The 15,102-nt window shown below is 62.7% G+C and carries 10 protein-coding genes and 1 tRNA gene; 6 read left to right on the forward strand and 5 right to left on the reverse strand.

Annotated elements, in window-relative coordinates; genetic code table 11:
- Positions 1-2: 2 nt before the first annotated feature.
- Entirely contained in the window at positions 3-1,550 is a 1,548-nt protein-coding gene (narH, locus tag LVD10_RS14660) for a nitrate reductase subunit beta (protein WP_233006151.1), read from the reverse strand.
- The gene (locus tag LVD10_RS14665; protein WP_237064110.1) at positions 1,547-5,308 is read right to left on the reverse strand and encodes a nitrate reductase subunit alpha; all 3,762 of its coding nucleotides are present in this window, start codon (positions 5,306-5,308) and stop codon (positions 1,547-1,549) included. Before LVD10_RS14665 ends, narH begins: the two co-directional genes overlap by 4 nt.
- A 312-nt stretch (positions 5,309-5,620) precedes the next feature.
- Here LVD10_RS14665 and LVD10_RS14670 point away from each other — a divergent pair, with 312 nt between their 5' ends.
- The 3 genes from LVD10_RS14670 to LVD10_RS14680 are packed head-to-tail and all read left to right on the forward strand — an operon-like array spanning position 5,621 to position 8,168.
- Complete coding sequence (locus LVD10_RS14670) at positions 5,621-7,468, forward strand: ATP-binding protein (protein WP_237064111.1); 1,848 nt, start codon at positions 5,621-5,623, stop codon at positions 7,466-7,468.
- Between the two features lie 7 nt (positions 7,469-7,475).
- Positions 7,476-7,856 carry a SirB2 family protein gene (locus LVD10_RS14675; protein WP_233006154.1) on the forward strand — a complete coding sequence of 127 codons (381 nt, stop codon included), beginning with the start codon at positions 7,476-7,478 and terminating at the stop codon, positions 7,854-7,856.
- A gap of 27 nt (positions 7,857-7,883) precedes the next feature.
- Positions 7,884-8,168, forward strand: coding sequence for a hypothetical protein (locus LVD10_RS14680; RefSeq protein ID WP_237064112.1), 285 nt, complete (start codon positions 7,884-7,886; stop codon positions 8,166-8,168).
- A gap of 59 nt (positions 8,169-8,227) precedes the next feature.
- On the opposite strand, the gene LVD10_RS14685 is transcribed toward LVD10_RS14680, so the two are convergent.
- Both LVD10_RS14685 and LVD10_RS14690 read right to left on the reverse strand, forming a co-directional pair.
- On the reverse strand, positions 8,228-9,388 hold the full coding sequence (locus LVD10_RS14685) for an NnrS family protein (protein ID WP_233006156.1): 1,161 nt from the start codon (positions 9,386-9,388) through the stop codon (positions 8,228-8,230).
- 75 nt (positions 9,389-9,463) lie between these two features.
- Positions 9,464-11,077, reverse strand: coding sequence for an MFS transporter (locus tag LVD10_RS14690; RefSeq protein ID WP_233006157.1), 1,614 nt, complete (start codon positions 11,075-11,077; stop codon positions 9,464-9,466).
- Between the two features lie 202 nt (positions 11,078-11,279).
- Between LVD10_RS14690 and narL the strand changes: the two genes are divergently transcribed.
- From narL to LVD10_RS14705, 3 genes are all read left to right on the forward strand, one after another.
- Complete coding sequence (gene narL / locus LVD10_RS14695; RefSeq protein WP_233006158.1) at positions 11,280-11,933, forward strand: two-component system response regulator NarL; 654 nt, start codon at positions 11,280-11,282, stop codon at positions 11,931-11,933.
- Between the two features lie 13 nt (positions 11,934-11,946).
- On the forward strand, positions 11,947-13,179 hold the full coding sequence (moeA, locus tag LVD10_RS14700; protein WP_233006159.1) for a molybdopterin molybdotransferase MoeA: 1,233 nt from the start codon (positions 11,947-11,949) through the stop codon (positions 13,177-13,179).
- A gap of 181 nt (positions 13,180-13,360) precedes the next feature.
- Positions 13,361-14,386, forward strand: coding sequence for a zinc-binding alcohol dehydrogenase family protein (locus tag LVD10_RS14705; protein WP_233006160.1), 1,026 nt, complete (start codon positions 13,361-13,363; stop codon positions 14,384-14,386).
- Positions 14,387-14,700: 314 nt separating this feature from the next.
- Here LVD10_RS14705 and LVD10_RS14710 read toward each other — a convergent pair.
- Positions 14,701-14,777: transfer RNA gene (locus LVD10_RS14710), tRNA-Met, on the reverse strand.
- Positions 14,778-15,102: the final 325 nt, after the last annotated feature.

A 15,102-nucleotide genomic window follows, 5' to 3' on the forward strand; every position in this document is an offset into this window, starting at 1 on the left:
AGTTAATCCACCTCTTGCGCCGGGATCACCTGGCGTACTGTCTGTTTCTTGCCACCGAATATATTGGTGCTGTCGTTACCGGTACCGCAGCCGTTGCCGAAGCTGAAGCCGCAGGAGGATTTCATGTCGTAGGCATTTTCGGCGTAGGCCTTGTGGCTGCTGGGCACCACGAAACGGTCCTCGTAGTTGGCCAGCGCCAGGTAGCGGTACATGTCCTCCACCTGCTGTACCGACAGCCCGGCCTCTTCCAGCAGCTCGCGATCCTGGACACCGTCCACGTGGATGCCGCGCATGTAGGCGCGCATGACGATCATGCGCTCCAGCGCGCGCGCCACCGGTGCCTCGTCGCCCGCGGTGAGCAGGTTCGCCAGGTACTTCAGCGGAATGCGCAGGGTGGACAGGTCCGGGATCTCGGCGTTGCGCCCCACGGTCACGGTTTCCACGTCGCCCGCCTGCACTGCGTTCTGGATCGGCGACAGCGGCGGCACATACCAGACCATCGGCAGGGTGCGATACTCGGGATGCAGCGGCAGGGCGATCTGCCAGTCGATTGCCATCTTGTACACCGGCGACTGTTGGGCAGCATCGATCCACGCTTGCGGGATACCTTCGGCGCGGGCGGCCTCCTGCACTGCGGGATCGCTCGGGTCCAGGAAGATGTCGCACTGGGCCTGGTACAGGGCCTTGTCGTCCTCCACCGACGCCGCTTCCTCGATGCGGTCGGCGTCGTAGAGCAGCACGCCCAGGTAACGGATCCGGCCAACGCAGGTCTCGGAGCAGATGGTCGGCTGGCCCGCCTCGATGCGCGGGTAGCAGAAAATACACTTCTCCGATTTACCGGTTTTCCAGTTGTAGTAGATCTTCTTGTAGGGACAGCCGGACACACACATCCGCCAGCCGCGGCACTTGTCCTGGTCGATCAGCACGATGCCGTCTTCCTCGCGCTTGTAGATGGCACCGCTGGGGCAGGACGCCACACAGGCCGGGTTTAGGCAGTGCTCGCACAGGCGCGGCAGGTACATCATGAAGGTGTTTTCGAACTCACCGTAGATGTCCGCCTGGACCTCCTCGAAGTTCTTGTCCTTGCGGCGCTTGTCAAACTCGGTACCGAGGATTTCCTCCCAGTTCGGGCCCCACTCGATTTTCTCCATGCGCTCGCCGCTGATCAGCGAGCGCGGGCGGGCAACTGGTTGATGCTTCTGTTCCGGCGCCTTGTGCAGGGTCTGGTAGTCGAAATCGAACGGCTCGTAGTAGTCGTCGATCTCCGGCATGTCCGGGTTGCCGAAGATGTTTGCCAGCACCCGGTGCTTGCCGCCGATCCTTGGCTGCAGCTTGCCGTTTTTCTTGCGCGTCCAGCCACCATTCCACTTGTCCTGGTTCTCCCACTCCTTCGGGTAGCCGACACCGGGCTTGGTCTCGACATTATTGAACCATGCGTACTCCACCCCCTCGCGGGAGGTCCACACGTTCTTGCAGGTCACGGAACAGGTATGGCAGCCGATACACTTATCGAGGTTCAGCACCATGCCGATCTGGGCTCTTACTTTCATTGCACGGCCTCCTCTTGTGCTACCGGCTCTTTCACTTCTTCTCCGTCGAGCCAGTCCACTTTGTTCATCTTTCTTACGATTACAAACTCGTCGCGGTTACAGCCCACGGTGCCGTAGTAGTTGAACCCGTAGGACTGCTGGGCGTAGCCGCCGATCATATGGGTCGGCTTCATTACCGCGCGGGTCACAGAGTTGTGGATACCGCCGCGGGTACCGGTGGTCTCCGCCCCGGGGGTATTCACGATGCGCTCCTGGGCGTGGTACATCATCGCCATGCCGTCGGGTACCCGCTGGGACACCACCGCCCGGGCCGCGATGGCACCGTTGACGTTGAAGATCTCGATCCAGTCGTTGTCCTCGACACCCGCGAGCTTCGCATCGGTTTCGCTCATCCAGACAATCGGCCCGCCGCGGGACAGGGTGAGCATCAGCAGGTTGTCGGAGTAGGTGCTGTGGATACCCCACTTCTGGTGCGGGGTAATCCAGTTCAACAGGATCTCCTTGTTGCCATTGGGCTTCTGGTTCAGTACTGGCTGCACTGTCTTCAGGTTGATCGGCGGCTTGTACACGCACATGTTCTCGCCGAAATCACGCATCCACTCGTGATCCTGGTAGAACTGCTGGCGGCCGGTGATGGTGCGCCAGGGGATCAGCTCGTGGACGTTGGTATAGCCGGCGTTGTAGCTGACGTGCTCGTCCTCAAGGCCCGACCAGGTCGGCGAGGAGATGATCTTGCGCGGTTGCGCAACGATGTCGTTGAAGCGGATCTTCTCGTCTTCCTTCGGCTTGGCCAGGTGCGTATGGTCGCGCCCGGTCACCTTGCCCAGCGCCTCCCAGGCCTTCACCGCCACCTGGCCGTTGGTTTCCGGCGCCAGTGACAGGATCATCTCCGCGGCGTCCACCGCGCTGTCGATACGGGCGCGGCCGTCGCGCGCGCTGTCCTCGCTCCAGGTGCGGTTGAGCTGCTTGAGGAAGTCGACTTCCACTTCAGTGTTCCAGCTGATGCCCTTGCCGCCGTTGCCGAGTTTCTCCAGCAGCGGGCCGATGGAGGTAAAGCGGTTGTAGGTATTGGGGTAGTCGCGCTCCACCGGGATCATGCTGGGCGCGGTGACCCCGGGCACCAGGTCGCACTCACCCTTCCACCAGGCCTTCACGCCAAACGGCTGCGCGATTTCGGTGGGCGTATCGTGGTGGATCGGCAGGGTCACCAGGTCGGTTTCGACCCCCAGGTGGCCGTCGGTGAGCTCGGAGAATTTCTTCGCCACACCCTTGAAGATGTCCCAGTCGCTGCGCGCCTCCCACGCCGGGTCCACCGCCTTGGTGAGCGGGTGGATGAACGGGTGCATGTCGGACGTGTTCATGTCGTCCTTCTCGTACCAGGTGGCGGTCGGCAGGACGATGTCCGAGTAGAGGCAGGTGGTGGACATGCGGAAGTCCAGCGTCACCAGCAGGTCGACCTTGCCCTCGCTGGGCTGGTCATGCCAGGTAATGTCCTCCGGTTTCTTGCCGCCGGCCTCGCCCAGGTCCTTGCCCATCAGGCCGTGCCTGGTGCCCAGCAGGTGGCGCAGCATGTACTCGTGGCCCTTGCCGGAGGAGCCCAGCAGGTTGGAGCGCCAGATAAACATGTTGCGCGGGTAGTTCTGGGGGTTGTCGGGGTCCTGGTTGGCGAACTTCAGTTCGCCGCTTTTCAGCTGCTGCACCGCGTAGTCTTTCGGGTCCATACCCGCGGCGGCGGCGTCCCTGGTGAGCTGCAGCGGGTTCATACCCAGCTGCGGCGCGGACGGCAGCCAGCCCATGCGCTCGGCGCGGCTGTTGTAGTCGATGATGGAGGCCTGCCACTTGCTCTTGTCGGCCAGCGGTGAGACCACCTCTTCCATCTCCAGCTTCTCGTAGCGCCACTGGTTAGAGTGGTTGTAGAAGAAGGAGGTACCGTTCATGTGGCGCGGCGGGCGCTGCCAGTCGAGGGCGAACGCCAGCGGCGTCCAGCCGGTCTGCGGGCGCAGTTTCTCCTGGCCCACGTAGTGGGCCCAGCCACCGCCACTCTGGCCGATACAGCCACACATCATCAGCATGTTGATGAGGCCGCGGTAGTTCATGTCCATGTGGTACCAGTGGTTCAGCGCGGCACCGACAATCACCATGGAACGGCCGCGGCTCTTGTCGGCGGTGGAGGCGAACTCGCGGGCCACGCGGATGACGTCCTGCGGGCGGCAGCCGGTGATCTTCTCCTGCCAGGCCGGGGTGTAAGGCTTGTCGTCCTCGTAGCTGTGGGCACAGTTGGGATCGTCCAGGCCGTGCTCGACGCCGTAGTTGGCCAGGGTCAGGTCGTAGACGCTGGCCACGCGCAGGGTCTCACCGTCCTTGCCGGTAACCAGCCTGATCGGCACCTTGCGCTCGATCACGTCGCTGTGGTCGGTGTGCTGGAAGTAGTCGTATTCGTGGGTCTGGCCACCGAAGTACGGGAAGGCCACCTGGGCGACCTCGTCCGCAGCCTCCTTGAGGCTCAGCATCAGCTGCAGCTCCTCACCGCTCTTGCCGTCGCGCTGCTCGATATTCCACTTGCCCTGCTCGCCCCAGCGATAGCCGATGGAGCCCTGCGGGGAGACCAGCTGCCCGTCGTGGTTGATAGCGATGGTCTTCCATTCCGGGTTGTTGTCCTGGCCCAGGTTGTCGGCCAGGTCCGACGCGCGCAGGAAGCGCCCCTGCACCAGCCGGCCGTCCTGCTCCTCAAGGGTGACCAGCATCGGCATGTCGGTGGTGGTGCGCACATACTCGGTGAAGTAGGCGCTGGGCTTGTCCACGTGGAATTCCTTCAGGATCACGTGACCGAAGGCCATCGCCAGTGCGGCATCGGTACCCTGCCGCGGCGCCAGCCAGGTGTCGCCGAATTTGGAGCACTCGGAGTAATCGGAGGTGATGACGCAGGTCTTGGCGCCCTTGTAACGCACCTCGCTCAGGAAGTGGGCGTCCGGCGTACGGGTCTGCGGGACATTGGAGCCCCACACGATCAGGTAGTTGGAGTTGTACCAGTCGGCGGACTCCGGCACGTCGGTCTGCTCGCCCCAGATCTGCGGGGAGGCCGGCGGCAGGTCACAGTACCAGTCGTAGAAACTCAGGCAGTTACCGCCGATCAGGGACAGGTAGCGGGCGCCGGCGGCGTAGGAGACCATGGACATGGCCGGGATCGGCGAGAAGCCGGTCACGCGGTCGGGACCGTACTGCTTGGTGGTGTAGACATTGGCAGCCGCGATCAGCTCGTTGACCTCGTCCCACTTGATACGCACGAACCCGCCCATGCCGCGACGCTCCTTGTAGGACCTGGCCTTGGCCGGGTCCTCGACGATGCTGGCCCAGGCTTCAACCGGGTCGCTGTGCTTCAGCCTGGCCTCGCGCCACAGCTTCACCAGGCGCTTGCGGATCTTGGGGTACTTGAGCCGGTTGGCCGAGTACATGTACCAGGAGTAACTGGCACCGCGGGGGCAGCCCCGCGGCTCGTGGTTGGGGAGGTCCGGGCGAGTGCGCGGATAGTCGGTCTGCTGGGTTTCCCAGGTGACCAGCCCGTCTTTTACGTAGATTTTCCAGCTGCAGGAGCCGGTGCAGTTGACGCCGTGCGTGGAGCGGACAATCTTGTCGAACTGCCAGCGACGACGGTAGCCATCTTCCCAGCTGCGATCATCATCGGTCTTTTCCCCGTGCCCGTTGGCAAAGGGTTCCTTGTTTTTCTTGAAGTATTTCAGTCGGTCCAGGAAATGGCTCATGCGTTTCTCCCAGGGCATAAAAATGCGGTTAAACCATCGGGTTAGCGGGAATATAAAAGCCGGCTTCCGGGCGATCACCTGCCCCAAAAGGGGTAGAAAGGGGGGGATCTACCCACGAATGGGTAGGGAACCGGGGTCGGCGGGCGGGTAAGGTGCGGCTGAAAGCGAACAAAGACGGGGCCCGCGGGGGAACTGCGGGAAACTGATCAAAAATTATGCAACAATGGCGCTCTTTGGTGGTACTACCAAATACGCCTGCGCGGCAGGGGCATAATAGGCCCCGGGGCCCAATCGACCGACAGATAGCCAGACATGCTCAACCGAATCCGCCAGTCCATCGTTTACCGCATCGGCACCCTGATGCTGCTTACCGTGCTGGTCGCGCTCAGTTCCATGGTCGCGTCCTACGTCATTTCCGATGCCGCCGAGAACGACGCGGCCGCGGTCAACCTGGCGGGCTCACTGCGCGCCATGAACTATCGGCTGGCTGCTACCGCGCCCGCCGGCGACCGGGAGGCCACCCGCCAGGTAGCCGACCAGGTGGCACACCGCCTGCGGCAGGTACTGGATATCTCCGATTTCGTCGCGGACGACACCAGCAGCGCGGCCGCGCGCTATACAGGTGTACTCAACCACTGGCAGCAGGAAATCCGCCCGCTGGTGGAGTCGGTGGCCGCCGGGCAGACTCCCATGAACTCTCTCCAGCTGGCCACGCGGCTCGAGCCCTTTATCGGCGAAGTGGACGCGCTGGTGTCAGAGTACCAGCAGATCGCGGAAACGAAGATCCGGCTGCTGCGCGTGGTACAGCTGGCGTCCCTGTTCGCCACCGTGCTGCTGGTTTACCTCTCGCTGTATATCCTGCATCGCTCCGTGGAGCAGCCTCTACAGCAATTGACCGACCGTTCAATGGGCATCGCGCAGGGTAACTTTGACCTTTCCCCGCTCGATATCGACAGCGAGGATGAACTCGGGGTGCTCGCGCGGACAATCAATTACATGAGCGACGAGATCCACGCGACCCACCGCGACCTCGAGCGTCGCGTGCAGCTGAAGACCGCCCAGCTGCAGAAGAGTCACGAGGCCCTGGACTTCCAGTATCGCCTGGCGCGCCGGATTGGCGAAGGGCCGCTGCAAGGCGCCGAGCTGGAGCAGTGGCTGTCCGAGTTCTCGCGACTGGCCGACCTGGAAAACCTCGACCTGTGCCTGATGACCCCAGAAGGCGAAGCGCCCTACGAACACCTGGTGCGCGGTTTCGGCAACAGTCACTGCGACCCCGGCGACTGCCAGGTCTGCGTCAGCACCTGCGGCTCGACGGTAGAGGGTGACCAGCGCACCTACCGCTTCCCACTGGAGGTGGACAAGCGCAATTACGGCGTACTGGTGTGCAGCCTCCCGCAGGAGAAAGAGCTGGATGAGGAACAGCAGCAGCGCCTGGCCACCTTTGCCGACAGCGTTACCGCCGCCATCGCCATCAATGAGCGCGAGGCCCAGGAGCGCCGCGTCGCGTTGATGGACGAGCGCGCCATCATTGCGCGCGAGTTGCACGATTCACTGGCCCAGTCCCTCTCCTACCTGAAGATCCAGGTTACCCGCCTCACCCGCGCCAACCGCGGCGAGCAGGTCGACCGGGAACAGGTGCAGGAAATCATCGCCGAGCTGAAGCAGGGGCTGGACTCCTCTTATCGGCAGTTGCGGGAACTGCTCACGACCTTCCGGTTGCAGATCGGCCAGGGTGGCCTGCGGGGCATCCTGGAGCAAACCATACTCTCCTACCGGGAACAGCATCCCCAATTGAGCATCCTGCTGGATTACCGCCTCGATGAGATCCCGCTCACCCCGCATGAGGAAATCCACCTCCTGCAGCTGGTGCGCGAGGCGTCGCAGAACGCGGTCTACCACTCCCAGGGCGACCACGTGGAAATCAGCCTGCTCCAGGGGGACAACCACAGCCTGGAGGTGCGGATCCGCGATAACGGGATAGGTATCAGCGACGCCCCGGAGAAACGTAATCACTTCGGCATGTCGATCATGCAGGAACGGGCCAGCAACCTGGATGGGGAGCTGACGATCCGGCGGCGCGACACCGGCGGTACCGAGGTTTCCTTTACATTTGTGCCCGACTACGCCCGCAACCGGGAAGTCATCTGGCAGGAGGCGTGATCACGCAATGCTCTATACCACCCTGAAGACCCTGCACATGACCCTCGCAATGCTGTCCTTCAGTGGATTCATGCTGCGCACCGGTGGCCAGCTCGCCGGCGCGGGATGGGCGCGGGGCCGGCTCGCCCGGTTACTTCCCCACCTGGTGGATACCGCCCTGCTGGTCTCCGCGCTCTTCCTGTTGCAACGCCTGCAGTGGTACCCGCTGCAACAGCCATGGCTGCTCGCCAAGCTCGGCGGGCTGCTCGCTTATATACTGCTGGGCGTCGTCACCATGCGCCTTGCCCGCAACGGCAGTGAACGTTTGCTGGGAGCAGCGGGCGCGAGCATGGCTTTCGCCTACATGGTGTCGGTGGCGATCAGCAAGTCACCGCTGCCGTTCATCTGAGGCCACGGTCGCCGGAAGGATGGGGTGATGGAAAGCTCACGCAAGCCGGATACCGCGACCGCCATGCGTGCCATTATCAGTGAGGCCCGTCGCGCCCTGCCCTTTCACCTGCCGGCGGCCCAGCTGTGCGCCGGCCCCTGCCAGGGATGCCCCAAGAAGCTGCTGGAGTTTATCGACGGGGAGCTGTTCGACTGGACAGAGCGCCTCGATCAGGGGGAGGTTCCCACACTCGGGGATGTCAGCGCGCTCGGCAAGCGCTGCCGGAAAATCCATGCAGCCATCGCGAAAAACGGCCTTATCCAGCCGGACTGAGGGCCCGGCGTGGAACGCCCGGGGTGGATCCGGGCAACGGGACAATCGCCCCGCTTCCCTCAACCCGGATGCCCGTCGGGGCGCGCGCGGAACAGTACCGGCGTGTAGTAGACAAGGAACAGCCCGTAACCCACTACCCAGGCCGCCACCGCGGCCAGGAAGCCGGCCGCTGCCGGCGCCCAGAAGACCCGGGCTAACGCCGAGAACGCCAGTGCCGCGAATGCCAGCGGCATTAATGACGGTACGGCCAGGAGCCGGCCGGTGTGGCCCAGGCTCACGCGACTGATCATCGCCAGTATCAGTCCACCGATGCCGCCTACCGCCAGTGCGTGCACGGCGCCGCTGCGCCAGGCTGGCGCGATTCCACTCCACCAACACGCCAGCAGGAAAAGACCCAGGATCACGAACCAGTAACTGATGTGCAGGGACCACACCAGCGGCTCGCGCCAGATGACAGTAGGGTGCCAGCGCATGGTGCGCACCAACTGCAGCGCCCCCAGGGTAAATGCGAGCAGCGCCAGTACTGCCCGGGGCAGCTCAAACGCAAAGGCCAGCAACAGCGCGACCAGCACCCCGTGTGTCCCGTACTCGACTGCCGCCAGCTTGTCGCGCTGCGCCAGGTGGAAGCGTCGCGCGGTGAAGAAGGGAATCACGCGGCCACCGATAACCAGTATCAGGCCGGTCATCAGCAACAGAGTCAGCAGCGCGGCATGGCCCTGGCGTGCGGGCGCCAGCCAGTGGTACAGCGCCAGCCCGGCCAGTGCGAGCAGCGCCGGCAGCACGAAAGCGTTGCGCCACTGCCTGGCCACCAGCACCCGCCTGCCCAATAGCACCGCCGCCAGCAGGAAAAACCCGGCCTCCGCCACCAGCGGCAGCCACAGAGGCACCGCGGCGAACAGGTAGCCGATTCGCGCCAGCAGCCACAGGCCGACCAGCAGCTGCAGCTGCCTGCCGTGCGGCGAGGGAATACCGGTCCAGGTCTGCATGGCCGTACCCAGGAAGCCCACCACTACCGCCGCCGCGAACCCGAACAGCATCTCGTGGGCATGCCAGGTAACGCCGCCCCGCAGCACCGGTAATCCCCACCCCGACAATTGGGCCTGCCAGGCCAGCAGGGTGAGCAGGCTCCAGGCGGCCGCCCCCCAGAAAAATGGCCGGAAGGGCATGCGCCAGATGGGCGCCAGGGCTTCGATTCGCGAACGGTCGACTATTGGTATCAAGTTACTACTCCTCAAAACAGAAAGGGGGAGGCGAAGCCTCCCCAAGCGGTGCGAGTTAACGCGGGCCTATCCGGGTCAGGGGTTGTAGAACTCCCCATTCTTACGCAAGTAGAACCAGTAGTTAATCACCATGCATACGGCGTAGAAGATGGCGAAGCCTGCCAGCGCGTATTCCGGTGTGGTGGCCTTGATCTGCTCACCGAAGACTTTCGGGATATAGAAGGCACCGTAAGCGGCCACCGCAGAAGTCCAGCCAAGCACCGGACCAGCCTGTTCGCGGGGAAATACCATGGCAATAGTGCGGAAGGTTGAACCGTTGCCAATCCCGGTGGCGCCGAAAAGCACCAGGAACAGCAGGAAGAATGGTACGAAGAACTCTTCCGGGGTCGCAGACCCGTAGGCTGCCTTCATGTAGTAGGCCACACCCAGCGCACTCGCCACCATGATAGCCGCACAGACCTGGGTAACCAGGGCGCCGCCGACGCGGTCGGAGATCCAGCCTCCCACCGGACGAATCAGGGCACCGATAAAAGGACCCATCCAGGCGTACATCAGGGCGCTGGGACCATTCGGGTTGATGGTGTCGTGAGTCATCACACCGTCGACCATCACGTGGCTGTAACCGAAGATCACCTTGATGGCCAGCGGGAATGCCGCGGCAAAGCCGATGAAGCTGCCGAAAGTCATGGTGTAAATGACGCTCATCACCCAGGTGTGGCGGTTGTTGAAAATGCGGTACTGCCGGTTGAGGCTGGTCCTGATATCGCCCGGCAGCATCTTCAGGCCGAAGACGGTAGCGGCAATCACCATTACCAACACGATTTCCTTGGGCACGCCCCAGCCGGAACCGTTGGCAGCCTCCGGCAGCAGCAGCCACAGGCCCACCACCGCGGTGAGGAAACCGATACCCAGCATCAGGGTCATCTTGGCCATGGCTGACAGCGGGCTGCCCACGTCCGGGGTAATCTCCTCGGTGCGCAGGTTGTTCATGCCGAACCAGCCGACGATGGCCAGCGGCACCAGGAACAGCAGCCATACAAAGCCGGCATTCTGGATCCAGGCCTCGGAACCGGCCGGGATCTTGCCGATGAGGGAGCCGGAGCCACTGACCAGCACCATGGGATCCCCGCCGGCGGCACCGAAGGCGCCGAAAGTCATGAACAGGGGCACCAGGATCTGCATGCTGGTGACGCCGAAGTTACCCAGGCCCGCGTTCAGGCCCAGCGCCAACCCCTGCTTCTCCTTGGGGAAGAAAAAGCTGATATTGGACATGGAAGAGGCAAAGTTACCCCCGCCGATACCGGACAGCAGTGCCAGCAGCTGGAACACCCACAGCGGGGTTTCCTTGCTCTGCAGCGCGAGGCCCGTCCCCAGGGCGGGGATCATCAGCAGCGCAGTGGTAAATACGATGGCGTTGCGCCCACCGAACAGGCGAATGAAGAAGCTGCTGGGAATACGCAGCGTCGCCCCGGTCAGGCCGGCGATTGCCATCAGGGTAAAGAGGTCAGCCTTCGCGAAGGGGAACCCAAGGTTGAGCATCTGGACGGTGATGATTCCCCAGTAGAGCCACACGGCGAAGCCGCACAGCAGGCTGGGGATGGATATCCATAGATTGCGATTCGCAATCTTCTTTCCTTTGGACTGCCAGAATCCACTGTCTTCTGGAGTCCATTCGTATATATCTGACACGGCGGCCTCTCCTGATCTGGTTTTACTGATTCGCCATGCACTATGGTCCCCTGCAGCCCCGCTCTCAATTACCATCAGTAAGTAACCACTTTTCCCGTTCTGGGCCAGAGCTACCCCTTTGGGGGTACTCCCCGCCCCGGGGGCCTGTGCTAAAGTAGCCGCTCACATTTAATACAACCGGCACGACAACGGCAGGTCCACCATGTCCCAACCTGCAACCATCATGATGGTTGATGACCACCCCCTTTTTCGCAAAGGCCTGAAGCAGTTGTTCGCAATGGAGCCCGGCCTGGAGCTCGTGGCGGAGGCCAGCAGTGGTGAAGAGGCCCTGGAGCAGGCCCGGGAACACGATCCCGATATCATCCTGCTCGACCTGAATATGCGCGGGATGGACGGCCTTGACACGCTGCGTGCCATGCGGGCCGCGGATGTCACCTCCCGCATCGTGATGCTGACCGTCTCCGACAACAATGCCGACGTCGTCTCCTGCATCCGCGCCGGGGCGGACGGCTACCTCCTGAAAGACATGGAGCCCGAGGAAATCCTCGACCAGGTACTGGAGGCGACCCACGGCAAGTTGGCAATCAGCCAGCGGCTTACCGAGATCCTGGCCTCAGCCCTGCGCAAACCGGAAACCTCCGGCGCCGACACCCTGTCGACGCTGACCAGCCGCGAATACCAGATACTGCAACTGATTGCCGACGGCCTCAGCAACAAGCTCATCGCCCGCGAGCTCGACATCAGCGATGCCACCGTCAAGGTACACGTCAAGCACCTGCTGAAGAAACTCGGCATGCGCTCGCGTGTCGAGGCGGCCGTGTGGATGGTGAACCAGAAGCGACCGGAGTCCAACTGAGCGAGGTATCCCCATGAGCGATTGCTGCAGCCAGCCCGGCCTGATGCCGGTTGAAACGGCCCGCGAGCGGCTCCTGGAAGCCCTGCAGCCGGTGCCGGGTACTGAAGATATCCCACTGGAACTGGCCGCGGGCCGCGTACTCGCGGAACCGGTGATCGCAGCACTCGACCTTCCACCCTGCGACAACTCGGCCATGGACGGCTATGCGCTGCGCCTGGCCGACCTCGAAAGCGGCAAGCCGCTGGAACTGATTGGCAAGTCGTTCGCCGGTAAGCCCTTCACGGGCATGGTCAATCCAGGCACTTGTGTGCGCATCATGACGGGCGCCGTGGTGCCCCCTGGCGCCGATACCGTCGTCATGCAGGAACAGGTCGAGGCCCGCGAGGAATCTGTGCGGGTAAGCGGCCGGGTCAAGGCCGGCGATCATATCCGCCGTCGCGGCGAGGATATTCGCGAGGGCGAGGTCCTGCTGGCCGCGGGCACCCGGATTACGGTGGCCCATATCGCGCTGTTGGCCGCCGCCGGGGTCGGCTCGGTTACCCTGCGACGGCAACCGGTAATCGCCCTGTTTTCCACCGGCGACGAGTTGCGCCAACCCGGTGAGCAACTCACTGCGGGCGACATCTACGATAGCAATCGTACCGCGCTCAAAGCCGCCCTGGCGGGCCTTGGGCTGGAAATACTGGATCTGGGTATCCTGCCTGACACCCGCTCGGTTATCGCGGGCGCACTGGAGCGCGCGGCGCTCGATGCCGACGCAATCATCACCTCTGGCGGGGTGTCGGTGGGAGAAGCCGATTACACTCGCGAGGTGCTCGAGGACATGGGGGAAATCGGTTTCTGGAAGGTGGCCATGAAACCGGGCAAGCCCTTTGCCTTCGGCCGTCTGCAGGGCACGCCATTTTTTGGACTGCCGGGCAACCCCGTGTCCGCGCTGGTAACCTTTTACCAGCTGGTGCTGCCGGCCCTGTCCATCATGCAGGGCGGCAGCTGGTCCGCACCCCAGACCATGCGCGCCAGGCTGCTGCAGCCGCTGAACAAAAAACCCGGCCGCACCGATTTCCAGCGCGGGTTCTTCCGCAATGACGAGCAAGGCATGCTGGTGGTGGAGGCGGCGGGCACCCAGGGTAGCCATATACTGTCAGGTCTCGCGGCCGCGAACTGCTTTATCGTCCTCGACCGGGACAGTGGGCCGGTCGCAGCGGGAGACATGGTAACCATCGAGCCCCTGCGCGCGCCCCTCTGACGGGACCCCGCCTCCACTAATCAATGGATGCCCCATCGGCATTACGTGAGCAAACCACTGGAATGCAAGGCCGCGCGGCGCTAACCTGAGCCCTGTTGGACGATACGCGGGGCAAAGGGAGGCGCGCTGCGACTTCTTCCGCAGTGCCCCGTCCATACCAGCCAGAAGGGAAGCAGCGCCAGTGAAAGCGATCGGGTTATACCAGTACCTGCCTATTAGTAACGAAAAGTCACTTGTCGACGTCTACCTGGACCGCCCACGACCCGGGTCCCGCGACCTTCTTGTCGCGGTACAGGCGATTGCCGTAAACCCGGTGGATACCAAGGTACGTGCACCGAGACACGGCGACATCAAACCACCGGAAACACCGCAAATACTTGGCTGGGACGCCGCCGGGGAGGTAATCGATACTGGTGAGGAAGTGGAAGGCTTCCGGCCGGGGGACCGGGTCTATTATGCCGGCGATATCACCCGCCCGGGCTGTTACAGTGAAATGCACCTGGTGGATGAACGCATTGTCGGCCACATGCCCGAGAGCCTCGATTTCGCCGCGGCCGCCGCCCTTCCCCTCACCGGCCTCACGGCCTGGGAAGCCCTGTTCGACCGCCTGGGTATATCCCCTGCAGGCGCGGACACAGGTAAGTCCATCCTGGTGATCGGTGGCGCCGGTGGTGTAGGTTCCATCGCCACCCAACTGGCGCGGCACATTGCCGGACTCCGTGTCATCGCCTCCGCATCGCGCACGAAATCCAGCGTATGGGCCAAGCAGATGGGCGCACACCATATCGTCAACCACCGACGTCCACTCGACATTGAGCTGGAGGAGCACAAGCTCGGCCCGGTGGACTATATTCTCTGCCTCAACGACACCGACCAGCACTGGCCCGCCATGGCCAATATCATCAAACCCCAGGGCAGCATCTGCAGTATTGTCGATAACCGGGAACCCCTGGACCTGTCGCTACTGAAACCCAAGAGCGCCACCTTCTGCTGGGAGTTCATGTTCACCCGGTCCATGTTTCGCACCCCCGACATGCACCGGCAGCAGGAAATTCTCAACGAGATTGCCCAACTGGTGGACCGCGGCACCTTAAAAAGCACGGTTAACCTGGTGCAGCAGCCGATCAATGCGACCAACCTCCGTGAGGCGCACCACCTGCTGGAAACCGGCCGTACAATTGGAAAACTGGTTCTTGAAGGCTGGTGATTATCCAGCCTGACTATGCAGGCGGAGACAGAAAAACTGAGAAAAACCCCGAACCTTTGGGGCTACCTACGAAACCGCAGGCCCTGGATATAGTTGCGAGGGCAGGATTTGAACCTGTGACCTTCGCCCGGCCATGCCGGCACGAGGTAGAAAACGAGCCCGACCCTGTCGGGCCTGCCTACGAAGCTGTAGGTCTTGGATTTGGTAGCGGGGGCAGGTTTCGAACCTGTGACCTTCGCCCGGCCATGCCGGCACGAGGTAGAAAACGAGCCCGACTCTGTCGGGCCTGCCTACGAAGCTGTAGGTCTTGGATTTGGTAGCGGGGGCAGGATTTGAACCTACGACCTTCGGGTTATGAGCCCGACGAGCTACCTGGCTGCTCCACCCCGCATCAATACTGTATAACCGAACCCCGTGGGGTTCCGTCTTCCGTCGCCAGTGATTGTGGCTCCGAAGAGGCTGCGCATTCTATTGATAACGCACGGAGATGTCCAAGCTTCTTTGCAAAAAATACTTAGAAATCATGCGCATCCGAAAAAGCACTAATTCAAAACAGTGCCTCGGGGTAAGCACGAATCACTTCCAGGGCCTGGCTACACGCCCCGCAGCCAGGAGGCCGCGGGGCGAACCCGTCAGAGCTTGCCCACCACGTTGATGAAGAACCCCTGGCTGTCGTAGTCCAGCTGCGTCAGGTCATCCGAGAAGTCCGTGAAGTT

The organism is Microbulbifer zhoushanensis, assembly GCF_021729055.1.
Classification (GTDB): domain Bacteria; phylum Pseudomonadota; class Gammaproteobacteria; order Pseudomonadales; family Cellvibrionaceae; genus Microbulbifer; species Microbulbifer zhoushanensis.